Raw genomic sequence first — 26,746 nt, 5'->3', positions numbered from 1 at the left:
CCAACCCATCCCAACTCACCGTCAGGATCAATCAAGCAACAGCTAAGCCAATCTGCTTACTTCCAGAAGACTGATGCAATTTTGAAAGAACAACCAAGCCGGCGTTAGCCGACTAGGTGCGCCCCTGCATTTCAGCGAGAGCAAGAGATCTGGACCTAAAGGCGCCAAGATCAAACCCACAACCAAGACGACGTCTTTGTCTCCGAAGAAGCCGGCCACGCTCAGGAGCGCCACCAACCGCCGGAAACCTGAAAGAGCACCGCCTCGCTGCGAGAGCGCCGATATAATGCCCGACGCTGCTGCCATCAAGGGCTTTTTTTCACCTTCTCGAAGGAAATGTCCGCCTCGCGGCCAAAGCAAGGGACGGGGTCCATGTGGCCCTGGTCCAAGGTCTTGCATCCGACTTTCCAAAGGCGGCTCGGCCCCATGACGGACAACAGAAGCGGTGCCTTACGGTCAGACTTCACAATGACTCTTGGGCAGGTCGGCCGTCCCAGGCAGACGTAGGAGCCGGCCACCCTTAACATCCTTCAAGATGGCAGGGATCACCGGTGCCGCATCCTCCTTACCCGCTGCCTTGCGACAGTTTATGGGTGCGACGCCCGATGCCCCTGGTGCCTCCCTGGCTTCGCCTCGGCACACTCGCACGACCAACCTTCTCACGCCTCCATGCGCCAGTGCATCCGCTCAGCCGGTTACAGCGCTTCCTGCCCCTGACGATCAGGGCCTGACAGCCGCCTAGCCCTGGGTGAAGCCGCCGTGAGACCCAAGGCATGCTCCACCGCCCGCTCCCCCAGCCGCTCGATGCCCTTGTCGCGCTCGGCTACCAGGCATGTGACCTTGCCGTGCCGGCACCTCCATGAGGGCAGCATCCGGTTCGCGGCTCCTGACAACAGACACGCGAAGATCAGGTCTGCTGCCCCGGGCCGGCCCGAGGCACTTGCAGCAGGCCGCCTGGCCCGTGGCCAGCAAGGCTCCCTGCCGTTCCTCCGGCATGCCACATCCAGCCCCCCTCCGCTCTTACACGGCACCTGCCATCCTGGCAGGGTTCCCCGCGCCGGCACGGGCCGCGATGGCCTGCGCCCGCGCCAGCAAGGCTTCGGCCCGTTGCACGATCGGGATATCGATCATCTTGCCATCCAGCGCGAAGGAGCCGCGGCCCTGGGCGGCCGCCTCGCGGTTCATGGCGACGATGCGGTCCGCCTCGGCCACGGCTTCGGCGGAGGGGCTGAATCCCGCGTTCAGCGCCGGCACCTGCGCGGGATGGATCGCCGAGGCGCCGACGAAGCCGAAGCTGGCGGCGCGCCGCACCACCTTTGTATAGGCCTCGATATCCGAATAATCAGCCACGGTGCCGATGGTGCCGAGCGCCATCAGCCCCGCCGCCTTGGCGGCCTGGAGGATCTGCTGCTTGGGCAGCATCAGCACCTCCGCCGTGGGCTCCCCGCCGATGGCCGTGGCGTAATCCTCGGCCCCCAGCGACAGCCCGACCAGCCGCGCCGTGGAATGCGCGATGGCATGGGCCTGCGCCAGGGGCCCCGGCGCCTCGATCAAGGCCACGAAGCGGACGCCGCCCTGCGGCAGGCTGCGCCGCATCTCCAGGCGCGAGACCAGCTCGTCCAGCAGGCGCAGGTGGTCGGGGCCCTCCACCTTGGTGACCATGATGGCATCGACGCCGGGGATCACCGCCACCTCCAGGTCGCGCACCGCATCCTCCAGCGGCTGGTTGATGCGTACCAGGATGTCCGATCGCCCCTCCCGCCGCAGCCGCGCCACGGCGCCCTCCACCCTGCCGCGGGCATCGGCCTTGTCGGCCGGGGCGATGCTGTCCTCCAGGTCGAGCTGAATGGCATCCGCGCCCCGCTCATGCGCGCGGGACAGGAAGCGCTCCACATTCACCGGCACGAAGAGGCCGGAGCGCCAGACGGGATGCGGGCGCGCGCTCATGCCGCCACCACCAGGCCGGAAGCCTTCGCCGCCTCGATCTCGTCCGCGCCGAAGCCCCGCGCCGCCAGGATCTCCTGGCTGTGCTGCCCCAGGCGTGGCGCCGGCGCACGGATCGCCCCCGGCGTGCCGGACAGCCGCGCCGGAATGGCATGCATGGGGAATTGCCCCATGTCCTCGTCCGGATATTCCGCCAGCAGGCCGCGCGCCTGCACATGCCGGTCCGCCATGAAGCGGACGATGTCGTTCACCGGGCCGATGGTGACCTCGGCGGCTTCAAAGAAGGCCACGTTTTCCTCCAATGTCTTTTGGGCGACAAAGGCGCCGATGATGGCGTCCAGTTCCTCGCCATGCTGCACGCGCTGCTCGTTGGTGCGGAAGCGCGGGTCCTCCACCAGATCACCACGGCCGATGGAGCGCAGCACACGCTCCGCCATGCCCTGGGTGGAGGCGGAAAGGCAGACCCAGCCGCCATCCCGGGTACGATAGACATTGCGCGGCGCGGCGCCGGTGGAGCGGCTGCCGGTGCGCGGCTTGGTCCTGCCGGTGAGGCGGTAATTCGCCGCCTGCGGGCCCAGCGCGGTGAAGAGCGGGTCCAGCAGCGGCAGGTCGATCACCTGCCCCTGGCCGCCGCGCATCTCCACCTCGCGCAGCGCCGCCATGGTGGTGAAGGCGCCGGTCAGGCCCGCGATGGTATCGGCCAAGTACATGGGCGGCAGCACCGGCTCGCGGTCGGCGAAGCCGTTCATGTCCGCGAAACCCGCAAAACCCTCCACCAGCGTGCCGAAGCCGGGGCGGCGGGAATAGGGCCCGTCCTGCCCCCAGCCGGAGATGCGGACGATGATCAGCCCCGGCTCCAGCCGCAGCAGCTCCTCCGGCGCCAGTCCCATGGCCTCCAGCGTGCCGGGGCGGAAGCTTTCCACCAGCACCGCCGCCCCCGGCACAAGCCGGCGGATCAGCGGAATGGCCTCCGGGTGGCGGAAGTCGAGGCAGAGGCTGCGCTTGCCCCGGCCATGCACCTTCCAGGCGGTCTCCACCCCGCGCACGCGCCAGCCGCGCAGCGTGTCGCCGTCGCGCGGCTCCACCTTGTCCACCGTGGCGCCGAAATCGGCCAGGTGCTGCGTCAGCGTATTGCCGGCGACGAGGCGTGAGAGGTCCAGCACCCGCACGCCCTCCAGCGGGCCGGCCGCGCCCGGCGTGTAATCGGCGCGCGGCAGGCCCTGGGCCCGCGCCTCGTCAAGCGGCGACATCGGCGCCTCCCCGGAACAGGATGCCGCCCGCATGGGGCAGCCAGAGATGAAGATCGTCCTCCGCCGGCGGCTGGCGTGCCTCCAGCCGCAGGACGGCCCCGGCCAGTTCCAGCCCCACCTGCCAGTTGCCGCCGACATAGGAGCGGCTGGTGACGCGGGTGGCCAATACCGAGCCGCCTTCCAGCGCGGCGCCGCGCGGCGCTACCAGCATCTGCTCCGGCCGGAAGGCGATGGTCACCTGGCTGCCGGCGGCGGCGGGGCGGTCGGCGATGGCCTCCAGCCGCTGGCCATCGGCCAGTTCCAGCACGGTGCGGCCGCCGGCCGGCGCTTCCCCCAGCACGCGGGCGGAGAGGAAGTTGGTGGTGCCGATGAAATCCGCCACGAAGGGGTCGGCCGGATGCTCGTAGATCTGCTGCGGCGTGCCGATCTGCGCGATGCGCCCGCCATTCATCACCACGATGCGGTCGGACAGCGACAGCGCCTCGATCTGGTCGTGGGTGACATAGATGGTGGTGAGGCCCAGGCGCGTGCGCAGCTCCGCCAGCCAGGCGCGGGCGCGGTCCCGCAGCTTGGCGTCGAGGTTGGAGAGCGGCTCGTCCAGCAGCAGGATGGCGGGGCGGTAGACCAGGGTGCGGGCCAGGGCCACGCGCTGCTGCTGCCCGCCCGAAAGCTCATGCGGGTAGCGGCCGGCGAAGCGCTCCATCTCCACCAGCGCCAGCACCTCCTCGATACGCCGCTTCCGCTCGGCGGCGGGCACCTTGCGGAGCGTGAGGGGGAAGGCGACGTTGTCGGCCACCGTCATGTGGGGCCAGAGCGCGTAGCTCTGGAAGACAAGGCCGCAGTTGCGCGCCTCGGGCGGCAGGTAGATGCCTTTCGCCGCGTCGAAATAGACGGTCTTGCCCACCTGGATGCGCCCGCCATCGGCGCGGTCCAGCCCCGCCACGGCGGCGAGGGTGGTGGACTTGCCGCAGCCCGAGGGACCGAGCAGGGTGACGAATTCGCCATCCGCCACATGCAGGTCCACCCCATCGACGGCGGTGACGCCGCCGAAGCGCTTGGTCAGCCCCTGGATGGTCAGGTCAGCCATGCAGCTTCACTCCGAAGATGCCGCGCACGGCGGCGACGCAGACGGCGATCACCGCCACCTGGATGGTCGCCAGCGCGGCGACGAGGCCGACCTCCCCCTGCACCCACAAATGCAGCAGCGCGGTGCCGATCACCTCACTGCCCGGCGCGAAGAGGAAAATCGCGGTGGTGTATTCCTTGAAGAAGGAGATGAAGAGGATGGTGAAGCAGCCCACCAGCGCCGGCCGCATCAGCGGCAGCAGGATACGGCGGCTGGTGGTCCACCAGTCGGCGCCCTGCACGCGGGCGGCGCGGTCGAGGTCATGGCTCACCTGCAGCAGCATGGGCGCCACGGCGCCCATGCCGGCCGGGATGAAGCGCATGGTGAAGGCGATCACCAGGATCCAGATGGAATTGCGCAGGAAGCCCAGGCCCGGCAGCAGCGCGAAGGCATAGAAGAAGCCGATGCCCGCCACCACGCCCGGCACCGCGCGCGGAAACAGCGCCAGGTATTGCAACGCGCCGCGGAAGCGGAATTCCGAACGGTGCACGATGATGGCCACCAGCCCGATCAGCGCCGTGGCGATGGCGCCGCCCACCAGGCTGACCACAAAGGAATTCCACACCGCGCGGGAATAGACCGGGTAGTCGAAGATCTGCGCGAAGTTGGCGGTGGTCAGCACCTCGCCCAGCGGGATCATCGGCGACAGGAAGGCCGTAAAGGCCCGCAGCACCAGCACGCCGATCGGCGCGACCACGGTGGCCAGGATATAGAGCGCTGCCAGGATGAACAGCGGCCAGCGCAGCCCGCCGAGGCGGAAGGGGCGCGGCCGCGTCGCCTTGCCGCCGAGCGTGATGAAGCGCCGCGTGTTGCCCAGCATCCGTCCCTGCAGCCAGACCAGGAAGCAGACCACCGCCAGCATCAGCGCCGCCGCCGTCGCCACCAGCCCGTGGTCCGGCCTGGGCGAGGAGATGCCGTTGTTGAACAGGAAGGTGGTCAACACCGTGATGCCCGCCGGGTCGCCGAAGATCAGCGGAATGGAAAGCAGTTCCAGCCCCACGGTGAAGTTCAGCACGGCGCTATAGGCGATGGCCGGCTTCATCAGCGGCAGCGTGATACGCCACAGCGTGCGGAAGGTGCCGGCGCCGGAAACGCGCGCCGCTTCCTCCAGCGAGGGGTCCGTGATGCTGGTGGAGGAGAGGCAATAGATATAGGCCAGCGGCGCCTGCGACACGCCGGCGATGACCGCCATGCCGGTGAGGGAATAGAGCGTCCAGGGCGCCTCCCCCAGCAGGGATTGCCAGAGCAGCGTGAGATAGCCGGAGGGGCCGTAGACGGCATACCAGCCGAAGGACAGCACCAGCGCCGAGAGATAGAGCGGCCAGAGAAAGAACTCGCTCATCAGCCGCGCCAGCGGCAGGTCCGTGCGGCCGAAGAGAATGGCGGCCAGCGTGCCGACCACCTGCGCCACCAGCGTGGTCAGCGCCGCCAGCACGGCGGTGTTCAGCAGCACCATCCCGAAGCCCTCGGTGCGGGCAAGCCGGGCGAAATTGGCCAGGGTCAGGTGGTACTCGGCGTCATAAAGCGCGCCGTCGAGCACGGATTGCAGCAGCACCGGCAGCAGCGGCCCCGCCACCAGCACCAGCACCAGCAGCGCGGTGCCGTACTGGATCGGCACAGCGCGCGGGATGGCCGGCGGCGCGGGCGGCGCCTCCGGCCGGGACATGGCCAGGCTCATCGGCTCAGCTCACGCCGTAGGTTTGCTTCCAGCGGTCGATGAAGGGCTGGTACTGCTCCAGGATCGCGGGGTTGTAGTCGATGAAGGCGATGTTCTTCTCGCCGCCCACCGCCTCGCTGATCGAGCTGAAGGTGTGGCGGATGCCCTCGCCCGGCTTGATGTCGGGCCGCGCCGGGGTCAGCCCGCCGCGGCCGAAGGCCACCTGACCCTCGGGCGAGGCGATGTAGTCCAGCATCAGCTTCGCGGCATTGACGTTGCGCGCCGCCTTCGGGATGGCCATGCCGCGCAGGATGACGAGCTGCCCGTCCTCGATGAAGTTCCAGCCCAGCACGCGGGCCCGCGCCGGGTCGTTGAGCCGGGGCCAGAAGGTGATGGCAGAGACGAACCAGCCGGCGGCGTATTCGCCCGAGGTCACCTTCTCCGTCATCGGGCCGCCGGAACGCTCCCAGCGCGGCTGGGTGGGGGCGACCTGCTTGAACCATTCCCAGGCCTGGTCGCCATGCTTCTGCGCGAAGCCGAAATTGGCCGAGTAGCCGAAGCCGCCGAAATGCGCGCCATAGCTGGTCAGCTTGTTGCGCCAGCGGCTGCGGTTCTCCTGCGCCAGCGCCGCGAATTGCGCGAAGCTCCTGGGCTGCTGCGCCTCCGGCACCAGCATCTTGTTGAAGATGAAGACCAGCGGATCGGCCGAGATGGTATAGACCCCCGGCCAGGGCTTCGCCCATGCCGGCCAGGCGGCGGCCTCGGGCGATTCATAGGGCATCACCTCGCCGCGCTGCTGGAACTCGATCCAGCCGGACGGGTCGGCGGTGGCCAGCAGGTCGGCGGTGCGGCTGTTGGTGCCGCGCTCGGCCAGGTAGCGCTCGAAGACCTCACGCGAATTCGGCAGGTCCAGCGTCTCCACCTTCACCTTGGGGTAGCGGCGGTTGAAGCCCTCCAGCACCGGCCGCCAGTTCTCGGCCGACATAATGGAATAGATGAGCAGGTTTCCTTCCCGCTCCCCGCCCGCGACCACGTCGCCATAGCCCTGCGGGTAGCTCGTGGGGGCGCCCTGCGCCTGCGCGCGGTTCGCCAGGATCAGGGCAGGCAGAGCCAAGGCGGTGCGGCGACCGATCCGGATCATTCCGTGTTTCCTTCCCTCGTGGGCCGTCCCTGCATCGTGGCTCGACCCGTTCTATTTTTGGCGCAATAATTGGCGCCAATAGGCTAAACGCGCTGATCGCGGGGCTGCAATCTTTTTCGCCAGGACACGACCCGGGAATGCCACGCTCGACCCAGCCCAAGCGCCACCTCGCCGCCGAGATCGCGGCCGTGATCCGCTCCGGCGGCTACCGCTCCGGCGAATGGCTGCGGCAGGTGGATCTGGAGGAAAGCCTGGGCGCCACACGCTTCGACATCCGCGCCGCCCTGGCGGAGCTCGCGCTGCGGCAGACGGTGGAGCATGTGCCGAACCGCGGCTTCCGCGTGGCGCAGCCGGACCGGCAGCGCGTGCGCGACATGCTGGCCGTGCGGGCGCTGCTGGAATGCGAGGCCGCCCTCTGCGCCCTGCCCCACCTGGACGAGGCGGCGCTACGCCTGCTGGAACAGAAGGCGGATGCCTTCGACCGCGCGGTGGCGGAGGGCACCACCGCCAGCCAGAGCGCCACGAACCTCGATTTCCACGACACGCTCTACAGCTTCGCGCCGAACCGTGCCCTGGTGGAGGTGGCGGCCGAGACCCGGGACCGCGCCCGCCTCTGGCCCCTGGTGCTCTGGCCCTCGATGCGCGCCCTGCGGCGCAGCGCGGAAGGGCATCGGGAGATCCTGGCCGCGCTCCGCGCCGGAGACGCGGCCCAGGTGGCCGGGACGGTGCGGGCGCATATCCTCGGCTCCGCCGCCAATGACCCGGCCCTGGATGAGGCCGCCGTGGAATAACCGTCCGCCGCCTCAGCCGAGCCGGCGGCGCGGCCTCACAGCGGCAGCGGCGCGTCGCTCTTCACTTCCTCCATGACGGCATAGGTGCGTGTTTCCCGCACGCCCGGCAGGCCCAGCAGCACCGTGCCGAGGAAGGTGCGGTAGGCCGCCATGTCCCGCACCCGCGTCTTCACCAGGTAATCGAAGCCGCCAGCCACCATGTGGCATTCCAGTACTTCCGGCGCGCGGTTCACCGCGGCGGCGAAGCGGTCGAAGACATCCGGCGTCGTCTTGTCCAGCAGCACTTCCACAAAGACCAGCAGCCCGAAGCCCAGCTTCTGCGGGTCCAGCCGCGCGCCGAAGCCGGTGACCAGCCCGTCCTTCAGCAGCCGCCGCATGCGCTCGCTGGTCGCGGTGGGGGAAAGGCCGATGCGGTCCGACAGTTCCAGGTTGGTGATTCTCCCTTCCCGTTGCAGCACGGCCAGGATGGCGCGGTCTGTCTGGTCGATCTTCTGCATGTTTCGCTACCCGGCTGCGTTTCGACCGTATCTTGTACGGCCATGGCTTCCGAAGCGCTATTTTGATCCGACCGGCACCGCCTAGAATCAGGGCTCCCGCCGAGATGACACGACCATGAGCACGACCTTCCAGGCCACCGCCCCAGCGCCACAGCCCTTCCTGGCCTTCGGGCAGGAGCTGCAGCCGCAGTCGCCGCTGCGCGCCGCCATCACCGCAGCCTACCGCCGGCCCGAAACCACCTGCCTGCCGCCCCTGCTGGAACAGGCGGCTCTGCCAGCGGAACAGGAGGCCGCCACGGCGGCGCTGGCCCGCCGCCTCGTCACCGCCCTGCGCGGCAAGCGCCGGGGCAGCGGGGTGGAGGCATTGGTGCAGGAATTCTCCCTCTCCTCCCAGGAAGGCGTGGCGCTGATGTGCCTGGCGGAGGCGCTGCTGCGCATCCCCGACACCGCCACGCGGGATGCGCTGATCCGCGACAAGATCGGCGGCGGCGACTGGCGGGCGCATCTCGGCCATTCGCCCTCGCTCTTCGTCAATGCCGCCACCTGGGGGCTGGTGGTCACCGGAAAGCTCTCCGCCACCAACAGCGAGGCCGGGCTGGGCTCGGCCCTGACCCGTCTGGTCGCCCGCGCGGGGGAGCCGGTGATCCGCCGGGGCGTCGATCTCGCCATGCGGATGATGGGCGAGCAGTTCGTCACCGGCCAGACCATCGAGGAAGCCCTGGCCCGCAGTCGCGCCATGGAGGCCAAGGGCTTCCGCTATTCCTACGACATGCTGGGCGAGGCCGCGACCACGGCCGCCGATGCCGCCCGCTATTTCCGTGACTACGAAACCGCCATCCATGCCATCGGCAAGGCTTCCGCCGGCCGTGGCATCCAGGAAGGCCCAGGCATTTCCATCAAGCTTTCCGCCCTGCATCCGCGCTACAGCCGCGCGCAGCGGCAGCGGGTGATGACGGAACTGCTGCCGCGCGTGGCAGAGCTGGCCGTGCTGGCCCGCCGCTACGACATCGGCCTGAACATCGACGCCGAGGAAGCCGACCGGCTGGAGCTGTCGCTCGACCTGCTGGAGGCGCTCTGCCAGGACGGGCGGCTGGCCGGCTGGAATGGCGTTGGCTTCGTCATCCAGGCCTATCAGCGCCGCGCGCCCTTCGTGGTCGATTTCGTGGTGGACCTCGCCCGCCGCACGCAGCGCCGCATGATGGTGCGGCTGGTGAAGGGCGCCTATTGGGACAGCGAGATCAAGCGCGCGCAACTGGACGGGTTGGAAGACTTTCCGGTCTTCACACGCAAGATCCACACCGATGTCTCCTACCTCGCCTGCGCGCGGCGGCTTCTGGCGGCGCCGGATGCCGTCTTCCCGCAATTCGCCACGCATAACGCGCGGACGCTTGCCGCCATCCACAGCATGGCGGACCCGGCGGCATGGCACCCCGGGCAATACGAGTTCCAGTGCCTGCACGGCATGGGCGAGCCGCTGTACGAGCAAGTGGTGGGCCCGGACCGGCTGAACCGCCCCTGCCGCATCTACGCGCCCGTCGGCACGCATGAGACGCTGCTGGCCTATCTGGTGCGGCGGCTGCTGGAGAACGGCGCCAATTCCTCCTTCGTCAATCGCATCAACGACCCCGCCGTGCCGGTGGAGATGCTGGTGGCGGACCCGGTGGCCGAGGCCCGCGCGCTTACCCCTGTTGGCCGCCCGCATGACGCCATCGCCCTGCCGCGCGACCTCTTCGGCGATGCCCGCCCCAATTCCGCCGGGCTGGACCTGACGGACGAGGATCGCCTCGCCAGCCTCGGCGCCGCCCTGCGGGAGCATGCCGCGCCCTTGCTGGCGGCGCCGGAAGGCGTGGCGCACGGGGCCCGCCGGGAAGTCCGCAACCCCGCCGACCGGCGCGACCTGGTCGGCCATGTGGTGGAGGCCGATGACGCGGTGGTGGATGCCGCCCTGGCCCGGGCCGTGGCCGCCGCCCCAGGCTGGGCCGCCACCCCGCCAGCCCGGCGCGCCGCCATGCTGGAACGTGCCGCCACACTGATGGAAGCGCGCATGGAGGCCCTGCTCGGCCCCATCGTGCGGGAGGCCGGCAAGTCCCTGCCCAATGCGGTGGGCGAGGTGCGGGAGGCCGTGGACTTCCTGCGCTACTACGCCACCCAGGCGCGCGGCTTCACCGCCGCGCACCGGCCGCTCGGCCCCGTGGTCTGCATCTCTCCCTGGAATTTCCCGCTGGCCATCTTCACCGGGCAGGTGGCGGCGGCGCTGGTGGCGGGCAACCCGGTGCTGGCCAAGCCGGCGGAGGAGGTGCCGCTGATCGCCTCCCTCGCCGTGGCGCTGCTGCATGAGGCTGGCGTGCCGCCGGAGGTGCTGCAATTGCTGCCCGGCGAGGGCGAGGTGGGCGCCCGGCTGGTGGCCGACCCGCGCACCGAGGGCGTGATGTTCACCGGCTCCACCGATGTGGCGCGGCTGATCCAGCGCCAGCTTGCCGGGCGCCTGGGCGCGGGCGGGCGCCCCGTGCCGCTGGTGGCCGAGACCGGCGGGCAGAATGCCATGGTGGTGGACAGTTCAGCGCTGGCGGAACAGGTGGTGGCGGATGTCATGGCCTCGGCCTTCGACAGCGCTGGGCAGCGCTGCTCGGCCCTGCGCCTGCTGTGTGTGCAGGAGGATATCGCGGAGCGCGTGCTGACCATGCTGAAGGGCGCGCTGGCGGAACTGCGCCTGGGCAACCCCGCGCGGCTGAGCACCGATATCGGCCCCGTCATCACCGAGGAAGCGCGCGCCGGCATCCAGCAGCATGTCGACGCCATGCGCGCCAGTGGCCACCCGGTGCATGCGCTGCCGCTGCCGGCCGAATGCCGCGGAGGCAGCTTCGTCGCGCCCAGCATCATCGAGATCAGCAAGGTTGCAGAGCTGGAGCGGGAAGTCTTCGGCCCCGTGCTGCACGTGCTGCGCTTCCACCGCGACGGCACCGAAGCATTGATGCGCGACATCAATGCCACCGGCTATGGCCTCACCTTCGGCGCGCATTCGCGCATCGACGAAAGCATCGCACGGCTGACGGAATGGGCGGGCGCGGGCAATCTCTACATCAACCGCAACATCATCGGCGCCGTGGTGGGCGTGCAGCCCTTTGGCGGGCACGGGCTTTCCGGCACCGGCCCCAAGGCGGGCGGGCCCCTCTACCTGCGGCGCCTGCTGGCCGCCTGCCCGGCCGAGCCATCCCTGCCCGCCACCCCTGCCCTGCCGGAAGCCAGCGCCTTCCTGGACTGGCTGCGCGGGCGGGGCGAGGCCGCGCTGGCGGCGCGCTGCGCGGAACAGGCGGCGGCATCGCGCTGCGGGCTGGAGATCACCCTGCCCGGCCCGGTGGGCGAGCTGAACCGCTATGCGCTGCATCCGCGCGGCACGGTGCTGTGCCATGCCGCGACGCGCGAGGGCCTCGCCTTGCAGGCCGCGGCCTGCCTCTCCACCGGCAATGCCGCGCGCCTCCAGGCACCGCCGGAGGCGCTGGCGATGCTGGATGGCCTGCCCCCGGCTCTGGCGTCCCGCCTGCGGCCGGCGGATGGCAACGATATCCGCGCCTGCGCCGCCGTGCTGTTCGAAGGCGGGGCGGAGGCGCTGCGCCACCTGAACCGCGACGTCGCGGCCCAGGAAGGCCCGCTGCGCCCCGTGCTGCTGCCGGAGGAGAGCGGCCTCTACCGGCCGGACATGCTGCTGCTGGAACGCTCCGTCAGCACCAACACCGCCGCCGCCGGGGGCAATGCCAGCCTGATGAGCCTCTAGGCCCCAGCGGCGGCCGCGCGGCGTTCGGCGAATTCCCGCTCCAGCAGCGGGATGGAGCCTCCGGCCTGCCAGATCTGCACCATGCGGGGCGAGAAAGGGCGCGCCTGCAGCACCCCGCCTGTGGCGGTGCGGATGATGCCGGTGGCCGGATTGGCCTCGACCACCTCGCCATCCTGCACGGCATCGGTGATGCCGGGGCAGGTCATGATCGGCAGGCCGACATTCAGCGCGCGGCGGATGATGCCGGATTCGCAGGATTCCACGATCACCACGGCAATGCCGGACGCCTTGATGGCAACGCTGACCTCGACATGGTTGTGGTGGCCGAAGTTCCGGCCGCCCACCACGATGTCGCCGGGCCGCACCTCGGCCGGGAATTCGGGGCGGAGGCGGCGGAAGCACATGGCCTTCAGCGCTTCCTCGTCGAAGGCCTTGCCGAAGCCCTCGCGCACGATCGAGAATTCGATGATGCCGTCATCGCCGCTGACATTGTCGCCGAACTTCCAGACGCGGCCGCGAAGATCCTGCCCGCTCATGCCACCGCTCCCGCCGCCTGCATCGCCAGCATCTCGCGCGGGTCCACGATCTTCCCCGCCACGGCGGCGGCGGCCACCGCATAGGGCCCGGCGAGGAAGACCTCCGCCGAACGGCTGCCGTTGCGCCCCTGGTAGTTGAACTGCTGGGTTGAGATCAGCACCTCATAGTCGTTCAACTGGCCCTGGTAGCCCCAGCAGGTGGTGCAGCCGGGGGCCAGCACCGTGGCGCCGGCATCGGAAAACACTTCCAGCAATCCTTCCCGCGCCGCCGCCGAATAAACCTCGCGGCTTCCCGGCGTGATGTAGAGCGTGACATGCCGCGCCACCTGGCGGCCGCGCAGGATCTCGGCGGCGGCGCGCATGTCTTCCAGCCGGTTGCCGGCGCAGGAGCCGATGGTGGCCTGGTCGATCCGCCGCCCGCTGACCTCCTCCACCGGCACGCCGCCATGCAGGTCCGGCGGCTGCGTCACCATGGGGGAGAGGGCGGAAAGGTCGTAGGTGGCCTCCAGCACGTATTCGGCATCCGGGTCGGCTTCCACCACCTGCCAGGGGCCGGCCGCGCGGGCCTCGACATAGGCGCGGGCCACCGCATCCACCGGCATCACCCCGGTATAGGCGCCGCTGTGGAAGAGCGAGGCCAGGATGGTCTGGCGGTCGTCCAACGAAAGGCCGGCGATGGCCGGGCCGGTGAATTCCACGCAGCAGCCCAGCAGGCGGTCGGTCGCGCCATAGTCGCGGATGATAGTCTGGATCAGGTCCCGCGCCGTGACGCCGAAAGGCAGTGTCCCGGTCAGCGTGATACGGGCGGAGGGCGGCACCGCCAGCCAGTTCTGGTCCTCGATCAGGGAGACGACGACCTCGGTGGAGATCGGGATGTTCAGCGCGCCGACGGCGCCGAGGCTGGCGATATTGCCTTCATCCGAGAAGATCAGCAGCCCCGGCCGCGCCAGGCCGCGCTCCACCATCATCAGGTGGCGCAAGCCGCTGCCGGGGCCGAAGAAGTGCTCGATCCCCTGCGCCTCGCACCAGTCCCGCAATGAGCGGTGCGTCTGGTAGTGGTGCGAGCCCATGGCGGCGGAGGTGGAATGGTCGATCACCATCACCGCCTTGTCGGGGCGCGGGATGCGCTCCACCCCGATGCGCTGCAGATTCCGCTGGTGGCCGGGCCAGAACAACTCCTGGCACACGGTGTAGTCGGCTGAGACGGTGACATATTCCCCGACCTCCACCGCCACCCGCCCCAGGGTGCGGGCGATGATCTTCTGCGCGACCGTCTGGCCTGTCATGCTTCGCTTCCCTCAGTTGGCCTGCGTTCCGGCGGAGCGGGATACCTCGGCCCAACGCGCGATCTCCTGCCGGATGCGGCCCATCAGGGCCTCCGGCGTACCGGGCGCTGCCGTGGCGCCCTGGGCGGCGAAGATGCGCTGCACCTCGGCGTCGCCCAGCGTGTCCACGATGGCGCGGCGCAGGATCTCCAGCCGCTCCGCCGGCACGGCGGCGGGCGCCAGCAGGCAGTACCAGTTCTCCAGCTCCAGGTCCCGCACGCCCGCCTCCGCCAGGGTCGGCACCTCCGGCAGCACGGGCAGGCGGTTGCGGGTGGTCACGGCCAGGGCGCGCAGCTCGCCGGACTGGATGAAGGGCACCAGCGCCGGGGCCTCGCCGATCATCATCTGGATCTGGCCGGAAACGAGGTCGGTGGTGGCGGGCGCGGCGCCGCGATAGGGCACATGCACGATGTCGATGCCGGTGCGCAGGCGCAGCAGCTCCCCCGCCAGATGCGGGCCGGTGCCATTGCCGCCGGAGCCGTAGGAGAGGCCGCCGGGCTTCGCCTTGGCCAGGGCCACCAGTTCCGCCACCGTGCGGGCCGGCACCCTGGCATTCACCGCCAGGATTTCCGGCACCGCCGCCATCATGGTGATGGGCGCGAAATCCTTCAGCGGGTCATAGGGCATCTGCGGCATGAGGCTGAGCGCGCCGGCCAGCGAGCCGGTGCCGCCCACGCCGATCGTGTAGCCATCGGCGGGCGATTTCGCGACGATCTCGACGCCCAGCACGCCGCCGGCGCCGGGGCGGCTGTCCACCACCACCGGCTGGCCCAGCCGCTCCGTCACGCCGCGCCCCACCGCACGGCTGAAGGCATCCGCCGGCCCGCCCGGGGCATAGGGCAGCACCCACCGGATGGGCCTGCTGGGGAATTTTTCCGTTTGCGCGAAGCCTGGGCGCGCGAGGCCGCAGGCAAGAAGACCCAGGCCAGCAAGCTGTCTGCGGCGCATCCCGTTTCCTCCTTGGTGTGCCCGTTGTCCGGGCTTCACTTCGGCATCACTCAAGCATGGTGTTATTGTTGAATCAATGAACCAAATAAATGACCTAAAAGGGGCAGTGGCCTGGGGCGGACGGGCTGCGCACCATCAGGCACAAGCTGTCCCCCCGGTCATCCACAGCTCTGTCCCCGCAAACTGGGGACAAGTGCGGGCGCCAGCGCCGATGCATCCAGCTCATCCAGCCCCCGGCGGCCCATCAGGGCCAGGGTCAGGTCCAGCTCGGCGGCGAAGTTCCGGATGACCTGCCGCACGCCGGCCTCGCCCGCCAGAGCCAGGCCATAGACATAGGGCCGCCCCAGCAGCACGGCCCGCGCCCCCAGGCTGAGCGCCTTTATGACATCGGCCCCGGTGCGGATGCCGCTGTCGAAGAGCACGGGCACCCGGCCCGCCACGGCCTCCGCCACGGGCGGCAGCATGTCCAGCGCCGCCACGCCGCCATCGACCTGCCGCCCGCCGTGGTTGGAGACGATGATGCCATCCATCCCGGCATCCAGCGCCCGCCGCGCGTCATCGGGGTGCAGGATGCCCTTGAGCAGGATGGGCAGGCGGGTCGCCCGCCGCAGGGCCGGCAGATGCTCCCAGGTCAGGTCCGGGCGGGAATAGACGGCAATGAAGCGCTGCACGGCCTGCACCACCGCGCGCGGCGAGGCCAGCGCCTGCCGCATCCCGCCGGGCCAGTTGCACAGCAGTTCCAGGCCCGCCGGCAGGGAGCGCAGCCCCAGCGGCGGGCGCTCCGCCGCCGCCAGGTTCGGCGGCGGCAGGCCGCGGAAGACGGGGTCCGAGACATAATTGGCCAGCCCCCGGCCGCGCAGGAAGGGCAGGTAGCCGCGATCCAGGTCGCGCGGCCGCCAGCCCAGTTGCGTGGTATCGAGGGTCAGAACAATGGCCTCGTAGCCGGCGGCCTCGGCCCGCCGCATGAAGCTGCGCATCAGCGCGTCGCTGGAGGACCAGTAGAGCTGGAACCACCGTGGCCCCTCCCCGCAGGCCGCGGCGATCTCCTCCAGCGGCGCGGAGGATTGGCTGGAGGTGACAAAGGTCAGGCCTTCGGAAGCGGCGGCCCGGGCGGCGGCGAGGTCGCCGCGCCGCTGCGCCATCTCCAGCACGCCGATGGGCGCCAGCAGCAGCGGCAAGGGCAGCCTGCGCCCGAAGAGCTCCACCAAGAGCCGCCGGTCGGACACATCGCGCAGCACGCGCTGCAGGATGCGGTAATGGTCGAAGGCGGCACGATTGGCGGCCATGCTCCGCTCCAGCCCCGCGCCGCCGGCCACATAGGCGGCGGCATGGCCGCGCATCCGCGCCAAGGCCGCGCGTTCCAGGGCTTCCGGCGCGCAGGGGATGAGCGGCCGGCGCCCGGCGAAGCCGCCGGTGAAGATGCGGGCCTGGTTCTGGCGGCCGGGATCTGCCATCGGGCCCCTCCTGCTGCGCATGGGCGCCACGGCCATATCCTCGCGGTCCGTGCCGCTGGCGGGAAGTCTAGGCGAAGCGGCCGGGGTCCTGCCGCTGTTTTCCACGCAGGCCGCCGCCGACGCGGGGAAGGCCCAGGGCCAGCAAGAAATTGACCCCGTGCCGAAACAACAGCGATACTTCCCGGATAAAGGGAGGAGCGCCAATGAAGCGCCGGAGTATCATGGCTTCAGCCGCCGGGCTGATGCTGAGTCCGCTTGCCACCATCCCCAACCCCGCCGCCGCGCAGCCGGCAGCGGCATGGCCCAACCAGCCTGTTCGCCTGATCGTGCCCTTCGCCGCCGGCGGCCCCACCGATGTCGCCGCGCGGATGCTGGCGGAAGAGCTCGGCAAGGTCATGCCGCAGCGCAGCCTGGTAGAGAACCGCACCGGCGCCGGGGTGGTGGTCGGCACCGAATTCGTCGCCAAGGCGCCGAAGGATGGCCATACGCTGCTCTACACCACCATCGCGCATTCGGTGCTGCGGCCGCTCTTCCCGCAACTGCCCTTCGACCCCGTGGCCGATTTCGCGCCCGCCGCGCTGATCGGCCAGGTGCCCATGGTGCTCTTCGTCAACAAGAACCTGCCGGTGAAGAACCTGCAGGAGCTGATCGCATTGTTCCGCGACAATCCGGGCAAGTATTCCTACGCATCCTCCGGCGTCGGCGGCGCGGTGCATCTCGCCTCCGAGCTGTTCCTCAGCATGGCGGGCAACCTGAAGGTGCAGCACGTGCCCTATCGCGGCAGTTCCGCCGCCATGCCGGACCTGCTGAGCGGCAGTGTCGCCATGCTGATCGATGTCGGCACCGGCGCCATGCCTTACACGGAGCGTGGCGAGCTGCGGGTGCTCGGCCTCGGCGCGCCGGAGCGTTCGCCGGTGGCGCCCGAGGTCCCCACCATCCATGAGGCCGGTGTGCCGGGCTACGAGGCCTATAGCTGGCACATGCTGATGGCCCCGGCCGGCACGCCGGAGCCCATCATCACCGCCCTGAACGCAGCCGTGAACAAGGTGACGGGCCAGGAGGCCTTCCAGCGCCGCCTGCTGGACATGGCCATGCAGGTGCGGCCGAGCAGCACGCCGGCGGAATGCAAGCGCTTCCTGGCCTCGGAAACCGAGAAATGGGAGCCGGTGCTCCGCCGCGTCGGCATGTCGGGCTAGAAGCCCGCTGCGGCAAAGCATGGCCTGGGGAGATGGCTTTTCCCCAGGCCCTTTCCGTCACGCCCGCCGCACGTTCCAGAAGATCGGGAAGGAAGCGGGGACGATGTCGCGCAGCTCGGTGCGGTGCGCCGTCGGGTAGTAGAGCTGGCCGAGCGGGATGAAGGGCACTTCCTCGAAGGCAATGCGCTGCATCTCGGCCGCGATGCGTTTCTGCTCGGCGGTGTCGGGCGCGTCCAGCCATTCCTCGCGCAGCGCTTCCAGGCGCGGACTGGTGGGCCAGCCGAACCAGGCCTGCGCGCCGTTGCCGCGCAGCGGCACGTTGCTGGAAGGGTCGGCCACCGTCAGCCCCTCATAGGTGGTGGTGAAGGCGGTCCAGCCCCCCTTGTCCGGAAGCTCCTTGCTGGAGCGCCGCTGCACCAGCGTGCCCCAGTCCATGCTGGCGAATTCCACATTCAGGCCCAGCTCCTTGAAGAGAGCCGCCGCCACCTGCGCATGCGCCGCCTGCACCGGGTAGTCGGAAGGCGACATCAGCAGTACCTTCTCGCCCTTGTAGCCGCTCTCCTGCACCAGTTGCCGCGCCTTGGCGATGTCGCGCGGCCTGGTCAGCACCTCCATCCCGGCATCGCTGGACATGGGCAGGCCGGGCGTGAAGACGCCGGCGGGCACATGGAAGAGTTCCGGCTCCGCGCCCACGGCGGCGGCCATGAAATCCTCCTGGTTCACCGCCGAGAGGATGGCGCGCAGCAGCTTCGGATTGTCGAAGGGCGGCTGGATGTGGTTCAGCGCCATCATGGCCAGCACGCCGACCTTGTCGTTCACCGCCACCTTCACGTTGCGCATGCCGCGCAGCATGCCCAGCAGGTCGAAATCCGGCCGTTGCAGCCAGTCCACCTCGCCATTCTGCAAGGCGCCCGCAGCGGTCGCGGAATCCGGCATCACGATCCATTCGACGCGGTCGAAATGCGCCACCTTGCCGCCGGCCAGGAAGCTCGGCTTCTCCTGCCGCGGCACATACTTGTCGAAGCGGGCATAGATGGCCTTGGAGCCCGCCACCCATTCGTCGCGCAGGAAGCGGAAGGGGCCGCTGCCGACATATTCGCCGATCTGCTGAAAGGAATCCGTCTTCGCGATCCGCTCCGGCATGATGAAGCAGCTATCGGCGAAGGCTCGCGTCATCAGGCTGTAGGGCTTGTTCAGCCGGATCTCGAAGCGGTTGTCGTCCAGCGCCTTCATCTCCTCCGCGCGGGCCAGCAGGGTCTGGCCCAGCGGGCGGCGGCGGGCCCAGCGCTGGATGGAGGTGATGCAGTCGATGGCGCGCACCTTCTCGCCATCATGGAACATCAGCCCGTCCCGCAGCGTGAAGCGCCAGGTCAGGCGGTCGTCGGAAAGCTCGTGCCCCGCCACCATCTGCGGCTGCGGCTCGAAGTGGTCGTCCAGGCCGTAGAGCGTGTCCCAGATCATCGCGCCGTGGTTGCGGGCGATGGTGGTGGTGGTCCAGATCGGGTCCGGGTTGGCCAGGTTGCCTTCTGGCACGAAGCGCAGCACCCGGGCATTGCCCTGGGCTAGCGCGGGGCGCGACAGATGGGGCAGGAGCCCGGCGGTGGTGGCGCCGGCGGCGGCGCCCAGAAGGGTTCTGCGCTTCATGGCTGAGCTCCGTTCAGGATGCGGCACGATTGTCCAGCAGGTGCCGGGCCAGGAAATCGGCCACTGCCAGATAGATGCGGCGGCGGTTGTCGCGCTTCAGGAAGCCGTGGCCCTCGTCGGGGAAGGTCACGTAATCCACCGGCACCTGGCGGCGGCGCAGGGCTTCCACGATCTGCTCGCTTTCCTGCGGCGGCACGCGCGGGTCGGTCATGCCCTGCGCCACCAGCATCGGGCACTGGATGCGGTCGGCCTTGTGCAGCGGGGAAAGGCGTTCCAGCAATTCGGCATCCCGCACCGGGTCGCCGTATTCGGCGGCACGGTGGCCGATGCGCCAGGGCCCGGTACGCTCGAAGAAGGTCTTCCAGCGAGCGATGCCGTAGTAGTCCACGCCCGCCGCCCAGAGCTCCGGGTATTCCGTCACGGCGGCCAGCACCATCCAGCCGCCATAGCTCTGGCCCATGACGGCGATGCGCCGGGCATCGAAGCGCTCCTGCGCGGCGGCCCAGGCGTGGGCGGCGGCCAGGTCGCGCACGCTGTCCAGCCGCAGCTCGCGGTCGTCCAGCGCGGCATAGGCGCGGCCATAGCCGGTGGAGCCGCGCACATTCGGCACCAGCACCGCGATGCCCAGCGAGAGCACCAGTTGCAGGTCCGGCCGCCAGTTGGGCCGCGCCTGGGATTCCGGGCCGCCATGCACCCAGACCAGCAGCGGCCAGCCGCCCGCCGGCGCCGTGCCTTCCGGCAGGGCCAGGAAGGCCGGCAGCTCGCGCCCGTCGAAGGTGGGGAAGCGCACCAGTTGCCAGTCCCGCAGCGCCGCCGGCGCCTCGGCCGGGGCGAAGATCAGCTCAGCCTCCGGCTGGCGCAGGCGGTGCCGCCACAGGGTCGAGGGCCGGGTGGGGCAGGCGAGGTCGAAGGCCAGGGAGGCGCCGTCCGGGTGCCAGCTGATCCGGGTGATGACGCCGGCGGGGTAGGAAGGCTGCTCCAGCACGGCGCCGCTGGCGGCATCCAGGATGCGCAGGCGGGAATAGCCTTCCTCGTTCACCACCACGGCGAGGCGGGACTGGTCCGGCGAGGGTTCCAGCTGCTCGACATCGGCCTCCGGCGCGTGGAGGAAGGCAGGGGTGCCGCCGGGCACCTGGAAGGCCAGGCCGAGGAAGTCGCGGCCACGGTCGGTCAGCAGCCAGAAGCCGCTGCCGTCGCGGCGCCAGCGCGGGTTCATGTGGCGCCACTCGCCTTCATGCGGCGTCAGGCGGGTGGTGGCGCCGGTGGCGATCTCGACGCCGATCAGGTCGCTCTCGAAGGTCTTCGGCGCGCGGGCCAGGACCAGGCTGCGGCCATCCGGGTGCCAGGCCGGCAGTTCATGCGGCCCTTCCACCTCCAGCACGCGGCGCGGCGTGCCGCTGGCGATGTCGATCACGCAGGGGTCGGTATGCGCCGGGTCGCGGCTATTGGCCGTGCAGGCCAGGGACCTGCCATCCGGCGCGATGGCGCCCCAGCCGTGGATCACGCGCGGGTCGGCGGTCAGGGCGCGCGCGGGCCCTTCCGGCGGCAGGTGGTGCAGTTGCACGCGCTCGTCGCCCGCCTGGTCGCGGCCGAAGATGGCGCCGCCATCCGTGGGGCTGCCGGCCACAAAGGCGACGGCATCCCGGTGGTCGCTGCGCGGCCGCGCCGGGGCGCCATCGGCCGGCAGTTCCCAGACCTGGGCGGAGCCGCCGGCATCACACAGGAAATACAGCCGGCCATCGGCGGCGTGGCTGGGGGCGGTGGCCGCCGTGGCGGCCAGCAGGGCGCCGAGGCGCGAAGCGGTATCAGGCATCGCATCATGTCAGCCTCATTCCCCGCGCAGATCAAGGGCGCCGCCGCTGGCGGGGGAGGCTCAGGCCTTCGGGCCGGTCATCTCCTCGGCCCGCACCCATTGGTCGAACTGCTCGCCCGTGACATGGCCGAGCTTCAGCGCCGCCTCCCGCAGCGTCGTGTTGTCCCGATAGGCGGTCATGGCGATCTTGGCCGATTTCTCGTAGCCGATATGCGGGTTCAGCGCGGTGACGAGCATCAGCGAATTCTCCAGGTGCTCGCGGATACGCTCCTCGTTCGGCTCGATGCCCTGGGCGCAGTGCTCGTCGAAGGCGCGGCAGGCATCGGCGATCAGCTCCGCCGATTCCAGCACGTTGTGCACCATCACCGGCTTGTAGACATTGAGCTGGAAATTGCCCTGGCTGCCGGCGAAGGCGACGGCGGCGTCGTTGCCATAGACCTGCACGGCCACCATGGTCATCGCCTCGCTCTGCGTCGGGTTGACCTTGCCGGGCATGATGGAGGAACCGGGCTCGTTTTCCGGGATCTTCAGCTCGGCGAAGCCGGCGCGCGGGCCGCAGGCATACCAGCGCACGTCATTGGCCATCTTCATCAGCGCCCCCGCCAGGGTGCGCAGCGCCGCGCTGGCATTCACCAGGTCGTCATGCGCGGAGAGCGCCGCGAACTTGTTGGGCGCCGAGACGAAGGGGTGGCCGGTCTCCTGCGCGATGAAGCGGGCGGCGGTGTCGCCGAACTGCGGATGGGCGTTCAGCCCGGTGCCCACCGCCGTGCCGCCGATGGCCAGGCGGCAGAGGCCGGCCATGGCATGTTCCAGCGTCGCCACGGCATCGTCGATCTGTGCCACCCAGCCGCCGATCACCTGCCCCAGCGTCACCGGCGTCGCGTCCTGCAGGTGGGTGCGGCCCACCATCACCACATGGCCGAACTGGCGCGCCTTGGCATCCAGCGTGTCCCGCAACTGCCGCACGGCGGGGATGGTGGTGCCGGCCAGCACCTCCACCGCCGCGATATGCATGGCGGTCGGGAAGGTGTCATTGGAGGACTGGCTGTGGTTCACGTCGTCATTGGGATGCACCGGCTTCTTGGAGCCGAGCTGCCCGCCCGCGATCTGGATGGCGCGGTTGGCGATCACCTCATTGGCATTCATGTTGGTCTGGGTGCCGGAGCCGGTCTGGAACACCACCAGGGGGAATTCGGCATCCCACTGGCCGTCGATCACCTCCTGCGCCGCCCGGACGATCAGGTCCGCGCGGTCGCGCGGCAATTGCCCCAGCTCGGCATTGGCCAGGGCCGCCGCCTTCTTCAGGATGCCCAGCGCCCGGATCATCGGCCGCCCGAAGCGGAAGCGCTCCACGCCGATGGGGAAGTTCACGCGCGAGCGCTGCGTCTGGGCGCCCCAGAGACGGTCGGCCGGGACCTGCACCTCCCCCATCGAGTCCGTCTCGGTCCGGAAGCCCGTCTCCGGGCTAGTCTGCTGTTCCATCTCGTCCTCCGCTTCGCGCAAGGCGCGCCGTCAGGGCATTGAAGCCCCGCCCGCCCGGGCGGACAACGCCGGGGGGCATCACGGGTTCTTGCCGCGGCGCCTGGGGCGGAGTTGCGGCGGGGGGAGGTTTCGGGGGACAATGGCGGCATTTCCACACCGGCCAGCCCCATGCTCCTCGATCCGATCCAGCACGCGGAACTCGTCACCGGCTGCAGGCAGTCGGCGCTGATCAACCTGTGGTCCACGGCGGGGCTGGCCGTGGCCATCAGTGAGGTCACGGGGCCGCATCTCTATGACTTCGGCCGGCTGCCCGTCGCCACCGTGGCCATCACGCTCTACGGCGTCCGCCGCCATGTGCTGATCGAGGAAGGGCGGGTGCGCCGCGACGCGCCGGTGCATTACGGGCGCTTCCGCATCGGCCAGCCGGGCTGCAACGTGGTGGTGGACGCGGTGCCGGAGGCCGCCGCCGGCAAGCTCGTCCTGCTCTACCTGGGGGAGGCGCTGCTGAACGATGCCGGGGCCGCCCAGGGCGCCACCCGGCGGGTGGAGCTGGCGGACCTGGCCTGGGATACCGAGGACAGCTTCCTGGCCTCCACGGCAAACCGCCTGGTGGAGGCCAGCGACAGCCGCCGCCCGCTCAGCGGCCTGCTGGCCGAGCAGCTGGCCTATACCGTGGGGCTGCACCTGACCGAGCGCTACGCCGCCTCGCCGCCGACCCGGCCCCGCCCCGAGCCCTGCCTGGACGGCCGGATGCGGGACCGGGTGATCGACCTCATCCAGTCCGACCCCTCGGCCCCCATCCGCATCCCCCATCTGGCCGACGTGGCGGGGCTCAGCCCCTCGGCCTTCATCCGCGCCTTCAAGCGCGCCACGGGGCTGACGCCGCATCGCTTCGTGATCGAGCAGCGCCTGCAGGCCGCCCGCCGGCTGCTGGCGGAATCCGAACGCCCCATCGCCGATATCGCGCTCTCCTCCGGCTTCTCCTCCCAGTCGCATTTTGGCGCGGCTTTTCGCGCCGCGGTCGGCGTCAGCCCGGCACGCTACCGGCGCCTGCGGCGCGGCTGACGGCAGTTTTTCGACAAACGCGCCGTCAGGCCCGCGTGACCACGGCTGTTTCTGGATAGATCGCCCCGGCCCTGCGGCGACATTCTGCCGCCCTGTTGTTCCGCCCGCTGAAATTGGCGGGCAGGGAGGGAAAACATGGCGACAACACCCGATGCCTCGGTCGCGCCGATCGAGGACACCAGCCTGACCGGCTTCTACAAGGACATGACGGTCCCGGAGAAACGGACCTTCTGGGCCTGCGCCACGGGCTGGGCGCTCGATGGCATGGACTTCATGATCTACCCGCTGGTGATCGGCACGATCATCAAGATGTGGAACGTCGATCCCGGCACGGCGGGCCTGGCCGGCACCGTCACGCTGCTGGCCTCCGCCATCGGCGGCTGGGGCGCGGGCTTCCTGGCGGACCGCATCGGCCGCGTCCGCACGCTGCAGCTCACCATCCTCTGGTTCTCCTTCTTCTCGCTGCTCTGCGCCTTCGCGCAGGACTTCAACCAGCTTCTGGTGCTGCGCGCCCTGCTCGGCCTCGGCTTCGGCGGCGAATGGGCGGCGGGCGCCGTGCTGATGGGCGAGACCATCCGGGCGCAATACCGCGGCCGCGCCGTGGGATCGGTGCAATCGGGCTGGGCCATCGGCTGGGGCATGGCGGTGATGGCGCAGGCGGCGCTCTTCTCGCTGCTGCCGGCCGAGGAAGCCTGGCGCTGGATGTTCGCCATCGGCGCCCTGCCGGCGCTGCTGGTGCTCTACCTCCGCAGCTACGTGAAGGAGCCGGAGCTTGCGGCCGAGGCCCGCGCGCGCGACGCGGCGCGGGGCGACCACCCCTCCATCCTGGAGATCTTCCAGGGCCCGATCCTGAAGGTCACGGTGCTGGCCTCGCTGGTCTCCACCGGCTGCCAGGGCGGCTACTACGCCATCACCTTCTGGGTGCCGCGCTTCCTGACCACGGAGCGCAACCTCTCCATCGTCAGCTCCACCGGCTATCTCTCGGCACTGATCGTCGGCTCCTTCCTGGGCTATCTCGCCGGTGCCTGGTTCGCCGACCGCTATGGCCGCCGCAGCCTCTTCCTGGTCTTCTCGCTGGGCGCCATCGCGGTGATCCTGGCCTATACGCAGCTGCCGCTCTCCAACCAGCTGCTCTGGGTGCTGGGCCTGCCGCTGGGCTTCTTCGCCTCCGGCTATTTCTCCGGCATGGGCGCCTTCCTCACCGAGCTGTACCCTACGCGCCTGCGCGGCTCCGGCCAGGGCTTCTGCTACAATTTCGGCCGCGGCATCGGGGCGCTCTTCCCCTTCCTGGTGGGCTACCTGTCGCAGACCACCACGCTGGCCAATGCCATCTGCATCTTCGCCGTCGGCGCCTATGCGCTGTTCTTCATCTCGGCCTACGCGCTGCCCGAGACGCGCGGCAAGGTGCTGCATGCCGATGGCTGACAACGACAACGAGAAGGGGCAGGCGCCAGCCTGCCCCGGGCCCGATCCGCGCCCGCAGGGCCCGATGCGCTTCACGGTGCCAGCGGGGGCGGTGGATACCCATGCCCATGTGATCGGCCTGCCGCCGGAACACCCCTTCGTGGCCAGCCGCAGCTACACGCCGCCGGAAGCCACGCCGGAGCGCTACCTCGCCATGCTCGATGCCACGGGCATGGAGCATGGCGTGCTGGTTCAGGTCAGCGTGCATGGCACCGACAACCGGCTGATGCTCTCCACGCTGCGGGCGCACCGGCAGCGGCTGCGCGGCATCGCCGTCATCCCGCTCGACACGCCGGAGCGGGACTTGGCGGCGATGCAGGAGGCCGGGGTGGTCGGGCTGCGCCTGAACATCCTCTATGGCGGCGGCATCGGCTTCGAGCAGCTCGAGGGCTATGCCGCCCTGGCGCGGGAGATGGGCTGGCACCTGCAATTCCTGATCGACGCGCGCGACCTGGTGCCGCTGGCGCCGCGCCTCGGCAGGCTTCAGGTGCCCTTCGTGGTGGACCACTGGGGCCACTTCCCGGTCAGCCGCGGCATGCAGGACCAGGGCTTCCAGGCCCTGGTCTCGCTGGTGCGGGACGGCGGCTGGGTGAAGCTCTCCGGCGCCTACCGCAACACGGTGGAAGGCCCGCCCTATGTGGATACCGTGCCCTTCGCCCGCGCCCTGCACCAGGCGGCGCCGGACCGCTGCGTCTGGGGCTCGGACTGGCCGCATGTCTCCCACTGGGGCCACATGATGAATGTCGGCGAGTTGCTCGACCTGCTGGCGGACTGGGTGCCGGAGGAAGCGGCGCGCAACCGCGTACTGGTGGAGAATGCCCACCGCCTCTACGGCTTCGGCTAGCAGCTGTTCGGGAGGGGGCCGGGGCTCCCTCCCCTGCCGCCATGCTAGGCGGCCGGCGGGAACATGGTCCGCTCCACCAGGGCGCAGAACATATGCGCGGCAGTGATATGGATCTGCTGCACGATGGCCGTTTGCGTGGAAGGCGCCCGCAGCAGCCGGTCGCAGCCCTCCGCCATGGCGCCGCCCGTGGCGCCGGTGAAGCCGAAGGTGCGGATGCCGCGGCTGCGCGCCGCCTGCAAGCCGCGCAGGATGCTGGGCGAATTGCCCGATGTGCTGATGGCGAGGAAGACATCGCCCGGCTGGCCCAGGCCCAGCACCTGCCGCTCGAACACCAGCTCATAGCCGTAGTCGTTGCCGATGGCCGTCAGGGCGGAGCTGTCGGTGGTCAGTGCCAGCGCGGCCAGGGGCGCGCGGTCGTACATCAGGCGGGAAACGAATTCGGCCGCGATATGCTGCGCATCCGCGGCACTGCCGCCATTGCCGGCCACCAGCAGGCGCCGCCCGTCGCGCAGGGCGGCGCAGACATCCGCCGCCATGGCGAAGAGCGTGTCCTGCGCAGCGGCATCGGCGCTGAAGTCATCCAGCGCCCGCCGGGAATCCTCGAGGTAGCGCGTGATATAGGCGCGATCGTCCAGAGCCACTTCGAAACTCCCAGGGTGAGCGGCAGTGGACGGATAGCAGCAGACCCGCCCCCTTGGCGAGACAGCGGCGGCCCTCACCGCTGCCAGCAGGGCGCGCCCCGGGCCACTCTGCTTCAACTGGACATGGCAGCGGACGCGCCCGTCTGAACAAGCCAG

At 70.1% G+C, this 26,746-nt stretch carries 20 protein-coding genes; 6 read left to right on the top strand and 14 right to left on the bottom strand.

Annotation, left to right across the window (positions count from 1 at the left end):
• Positions 1–1,020: 1,020 nt before the first annotated feature.
• From EBE87_RS19590 to EBE87_RS19570, 5 genes are read right to left on the bottom strand one after another with little or no spacing between them, the layout of a single operon-like run.
• Complete coding sequence (locus tag EBE87_RS19590) at positions 1,021–1,947, bottom strand: HpcH/HpaI aldolase/citrate lyase family protein (protein WP_120638376.1); 927 nt, start codon at positions 1,945–1,947, stop codon at positions 1,021–1,023.
• Positions 1,944–3,194, bottom strand: a complete 1,251-nt coding sequence (locus EBE87_RS19585; protein ID WP_233553202.1) for a CaiB/BaiF CoA transferase family protein — start codon at positions 3,192–3,194, stop codon at positions 1,944–1,946. The genes EBE87_RS19590 and EBE87_RS19585 overlap by 4 nt, the downstream gene beginning before the upstream one ends.
• Entirely contained in the window at positions 3,181–4,281 is a 1,101-nt protein-coding gene (locus EBE87_RS19580; RefSeq protein ID WP_120638377.1) for an ABC transporter ATP-binding protein, read from the bottom strand. The genes EBE87_RS19585 and EBE87_RS19580 overlap by 14 nt, the downstream gene beginning before the upstream one ends.
• Positions 4,274–5,986, bottom strand: coding sequence for an ABC transporter permease (locus EBE87_RS19575; RefSeq protein WP_233553204.1), 1,713 nt, complete (start codon positions 5,984–5,986; stop codon positions 4,274–4,276). Before EBE87_RS19575 ends, EBE87_RS19580 begins: the two co-directional genes overlap by 8 nt.
• A 16-nt stretch (positions 5,987–6,002) precedes the next feature.
• Positions 6,003–7,118 carry an ABC transporter substrate-binding protein gene (locus tag EBE87_RS19570; protein ID WP_120638379.1) on the bottom strand — a complete coding sequence of 372 codons (1,116 nt, stop codon included), beginning with the start codon at positions 7,116–7,118 and terminating at the stop codon, positions 6,003–6,005.
• Between the two features lie 137 nt (positions 7,119–7,255).
• Between EBE87_RS19570 and EBE87_RS19565 the strand changes: the two genes are divergently transcribed.
• Positions 7,256–7,909, top strand: a complete 654-nt coding sequence (locus tag EBE87_RS19565) for a GntR family transcriptional regulator (RefSeq protein ID WP_120638380.1) — start codon at positions 7,256–7,258, stop codon at positions 7,907–7,909.
• A 35-nt stretch (positions 7,910–7,944) separates the two neighbouring features.
• On the opposite strand, the gene EBE87_RS19560 is transcribed toward EBE87_RS19565, so the two are convergent.
• A complete protein-coding gene (locus EBE87_RS19560; RefSeq protein ID WP_120638381.1) occupies positions 7,945–8,406 on the bottom strand; it encodes an Lrp/AsnC ligand binding domain-containing protein in 462 nt (153 codons plus the stop codon).
• Between the two features lie 115 nt (positions 8,407–8,521).
• On the opposite strand from EBE87_RS19560, the gene putA reads away from it, so the two are divergent.
• A complete protein-coding gene (putA, locus tag EBE87_RS19555; RefSeq protein ID WP_120638382.1) occupies positions 8,522–12,178 on the top strand; it encodes a trifunctional transcriptional regulator/proline dehydrogenase/L-glutamate gamma-semialdehyde dehydrogenase in 3,657 nt (1,218 codons plus the stop codon).
• On the opposite strand, the gene EBE87_RS19550 is transcribed toward putA, so the two are convergent.
• The 4 genes from EBE87_RS19550 to EBE87_RS19535 form a co-directional block, all read right to left on the bottom strand.
• Positions 12,175–12,714: a 3-isopropylmalate dehydratase small subunit gene (locus EBE87_RS19550; RefSeq protein ID WP_120638383.1), complete on the bottom strand. Its 540-nt coding sequence runs from the start codon at positions 12,712–12,714 to the stop codon at positions 12,175–12,177. The two genes, putA and EBE87_RS19550, sit on opposite strands and share 4 nt — an antisense overlap.
• On the bottom strand, positions 12,711–14,000 hold the full coding sequence (locus tag EBE87_RS19545) for a 3-isopropylmalate dehydratase large subunit (RefSeq protein ID WP_120638384.1): 1,290 nt from the start codon (positions 13,998–14,000) through the stop codon (positions 12,711–12,713). Before EBE87_RS19545 ends, EBE87_RS19550 begins: the two co-directional genes overlap by 4 nt.
• A 12-nt stretch (positions 14,001–14,012) precedes the next feature.
• Positions 14,013–14,885, bottom strand: a complete 873-nt coding sequence (locus tag EBE87_RS19540; protein WP_158600876.1) for a Bug family tripartite tricarboxylate transporter substrate binding protein — start codon at positions 14,883–14,885, stop codon at positions 14,013–14,015.
• 260 nt (positions 14,886–15,145) lie between these two features.
• Entirely contained in the window at positions 15,146–16,441 is a 1,296-nt protein-coding gene (locus tag EBE87_RS19535) for an alpha-hydroxy-acid oxidizing protein (RefSeq protein WP_120638386.1), read from the bottom strand.
• A 242-nt stretch (positions 16,442–16,683) separates the two neighbouring features.
• Between EBE87_RS19535 and EBE87_RS19530 the strand changes: the two genes are divergently transcribed.
• On the top strand, positions 16,684–17,637 hold the full coding sequence (locus EBE87_RS19530) for a Bug family tripartite tricarboxylate transporter substrate binding protein (protein ID WP_233553205.1): 954 nt from the start codon (positions 16,684–16,686) through the stop codon (positions 17,635–17,637).
• 57 nt (positions 17,638–17,694) lie between these two features.
• Here the strand turns inward: EBE87_RS19530 and EBE87_RS19525 are convergent, their stop codons facing one another.
• The 3 genes from EBE87_RS19525 to fumC are packed head-to-tail and all read right to left on the bottom strand — an operon-like array spanning position 17,695 to position 22,576.
• Positions 17,695–19,281 (bottom strand): ABC transporter substrate-binding protein, encoded by a 1,587-nt coding sequence (locus EBE87_RS19525; protein ID WP_120638388.1) that lies wholly within the window; start codon positions 19,279–19,281, stop codon positions 17,695–17,697.
• 13 nt (positions 19,282–19,294) lie between these two features.
• The gene (locus EBE87_RS19520; protein ID WP_120638389.1) at positions 19,295–21,094 is read right to left on the bottom strand and encodes a S9 family peptidase; all 1,800 of its coding nucleotides are present in this window, start codon (positions 21,092–21,094) and stop codon (positions 19,295–19,297) included.
• A 60-nt stretch (positions 21,095–21,154) separates the two neighbouring features.
• A complete protein-coding gene (gene fumC, locus EBE87_RS19515) occupies positions 21,155–22,576 on the bottom strand; it encodes a class II fumarate hydratase (protein WP_120638394.1) in 1,422 nt (473 codons plus the stop codon).
• A 168-nt stretch (positions 22,577–22,744) separates the two neighbouring features.
• Here fumC and EBE87_RS19510 point away from each other — a divergent pair, with 168 nt between their 5' ends.
• From EBE87_RS19510 to EBE87_RS19500, 3 genes are all read left to right on the top strand, one after another.
• Positions 22,745–23,641, top strand: coding sequence for a helix-turn-helix domain-containing protein (locus EBE87_RS19510; RefSeq protein WP_120638390.1), 897 nt, complete (start codon positions 22,745–22,747; stop codon positions 23,639–23,641).
• A 135-nt stretch (positions 23,642–23,776) separates the two neighbouring features.
• The gene (locus EBE87_RS19505) at positions 23,777–25,066 is read left to right on the top strand and encodes an MFS transporter (RefSeq protein ID WP_120638391.1); all 1,290 of its coding nucleotides are present in this window, start codon (positions 23,777–23,779) and stop codon (positions 25,064–25,066) included.
• Positions 25,059–25,949, top strand: a complete 891-nt coding sequence (locus EBE87_RS19500) for an amidohydrolase family protein (RefSeq protein ID WP_120638395.1) — start codon at positions 25,059–25,061, stop codon at positions 25,947–25,949. Before EBE87_RS19505 ends, EBE87_RS19500 begins: the two co-directional genes overlap by 8 nt.
• A 44-nt stretch (positions 25,950–25,993) precedes the next feature.
• Here EBE87_RS19500 and EBE87_RS19495 read toward each other — a convergent pair whose 3' ends face one another.
• The gene (locus tag EBE87_RS19495) at positions 25,994–26,590 is read right to left on the bottom strand and encodes a D-sedoheptulose 7-phosphate isomerase (RefSeq protein ID WP_456316274.1); all 597 of its coding nucleotides are present in this window, start codon (positions 26,588–26,590) and stop codon (positions 25,994–25,996) included.
• Positions 26,591–26,746: the final 156 nt, after the last annotated feature.

This window comes from Teichococcus wenyumeiae (genome assembly GCF_003696345.1).
GTDB lineage: Bacteria > Pseudomonadota > Alphaproteobacteria > Acetobacterales > Acetobacteraceae > Pseudoroseomonas > Pseudoroseomonas wenyumeiae.
This window is presented reverse-complemented; position numbering and strand designations above follow the sequence as displayed.

Coding starts and splice junctions, on each gene's coding strand:
- EBE87_RS19590 (WP_120638376.1), bottom strand. CDS start 1,947: ATGAGCGCGCGCCCGCATCCCGTCTGGCGCTCCGGCCTCTTCGTGCCG.
- EBE87_RS19585 (WP_233553202.1), bottom strand. CDS start 3,194: ATGTCGCCGCTTGACGAGGCGCGGGCCCAGGGCCTGCCGCGCGCCGAT.
- EBE87_RS19580 (WP_120638377.1), bottom strand. CDS start 4,281: ATGGCTGACCTGACCATCCAGGGGCTGACCAAGCGCTTCGGCGGCGTC.
- EBE87_RS19575 (WP_233553204.1), bottom strand. CDS start 5,986: ATGTCCCGGCCGGAGGCGCCGCCCGCGCCGCCGGCCATCCCGCGCGCT.
- EBE87_RS19570 (WP_120638379.1), bottom strand. CDS start 7,118: ATGATCCGGATCGGTCGCCGCACCGCCTTGGCTCTGCCTGCCCTGATC.
- EBE87_RS19565 (WP_120638380.1), top strand. CDS start 7,256: ATGCCACGCTCGACCCAGCCCAAGCGCCACCTCGCCGCCGAGATCGCG.
- EBE87_RS19560 (WP_120638381.1), bottom strand. CDS start 8,406: ATGCAGAAGATCGACCAGACAGACCGCGCCATCCTGGCCGTGCTGCAA.
- putA (WP_120638382.1), top strand. CDS start 8,522: ATGAGCACGACCTTCCAGGCCACCGCCCCAGCGCCACAGCCCTTCCTG.
- EBE87_RS19550 (WP_120638383.1), bottom strand. CDS start 12,714: ATGAGCGGGCAGGATCTTCGCGGCCGCGTCTGGAAGTTCGGCGACAAT.
- EBE87_RS19545 (WP_120638384.1), bottom strand. CDS start 14,000: ATGACAGGCCAGACGGTCGCGCAGAAGATCATCGCCCGCACCCTGGGG.
- EBE87_RS19535 (WP_120638386.1), bottom strand. CDS start 16,441: ATGGCAGATCCCGGCCGCCAGAACCAGGCCCGCATCTTCACCGGCGGC.
- EBE87_RS19530 (WP_233553205.1), top strand. CDS start 16,684: ATGCTGAGTCCGCTTGCCACCATCCCCAACCCCGCCGCCGCGCAGCCG.
- EBE87_RS19525 (WP_120638388.1), bottom strand. CDS start 19,281: ATGAAGCGCAGAACCCTTCTGGGCGCCGCCGCCGGCGCCACCACCGCC.
- EBE87_RS19520 (WP_120638389.1), bottom strand. CDS start 21,094: ATGCCTGATACCGCTTCGCGCCTCGGCGCCCTGCTGGCCGCCACGGCG.
- fumC (WP_120638394.1), bottom strand. CDS start 22,576: ATGGAACAGCAGACTAGCCCGGAGACGGGCTTCCGGACCGAGACGGAC.
- EBE87_RS19510 (WP_120638390.1), top strand. CDS start 22,745: ATGCTCCTCGATCCGATCCAGCACGCGGAACTCGTCACCGGCTGCAGG.
- EBE87_RS19505 (WP_120638391.1), top strand. CDS start 23,777: ATGGCGACAACACCCGATGCCTCGGTCGCGCCGATCGAGGACACCAGC.
- EBE87_RS19500 (WP_120638395.1), top strand. CDS start 25,059: ATGGCTGACAACGACAACGAGAAGGGGCAGGCGCCAGCCTGCCCCGGG.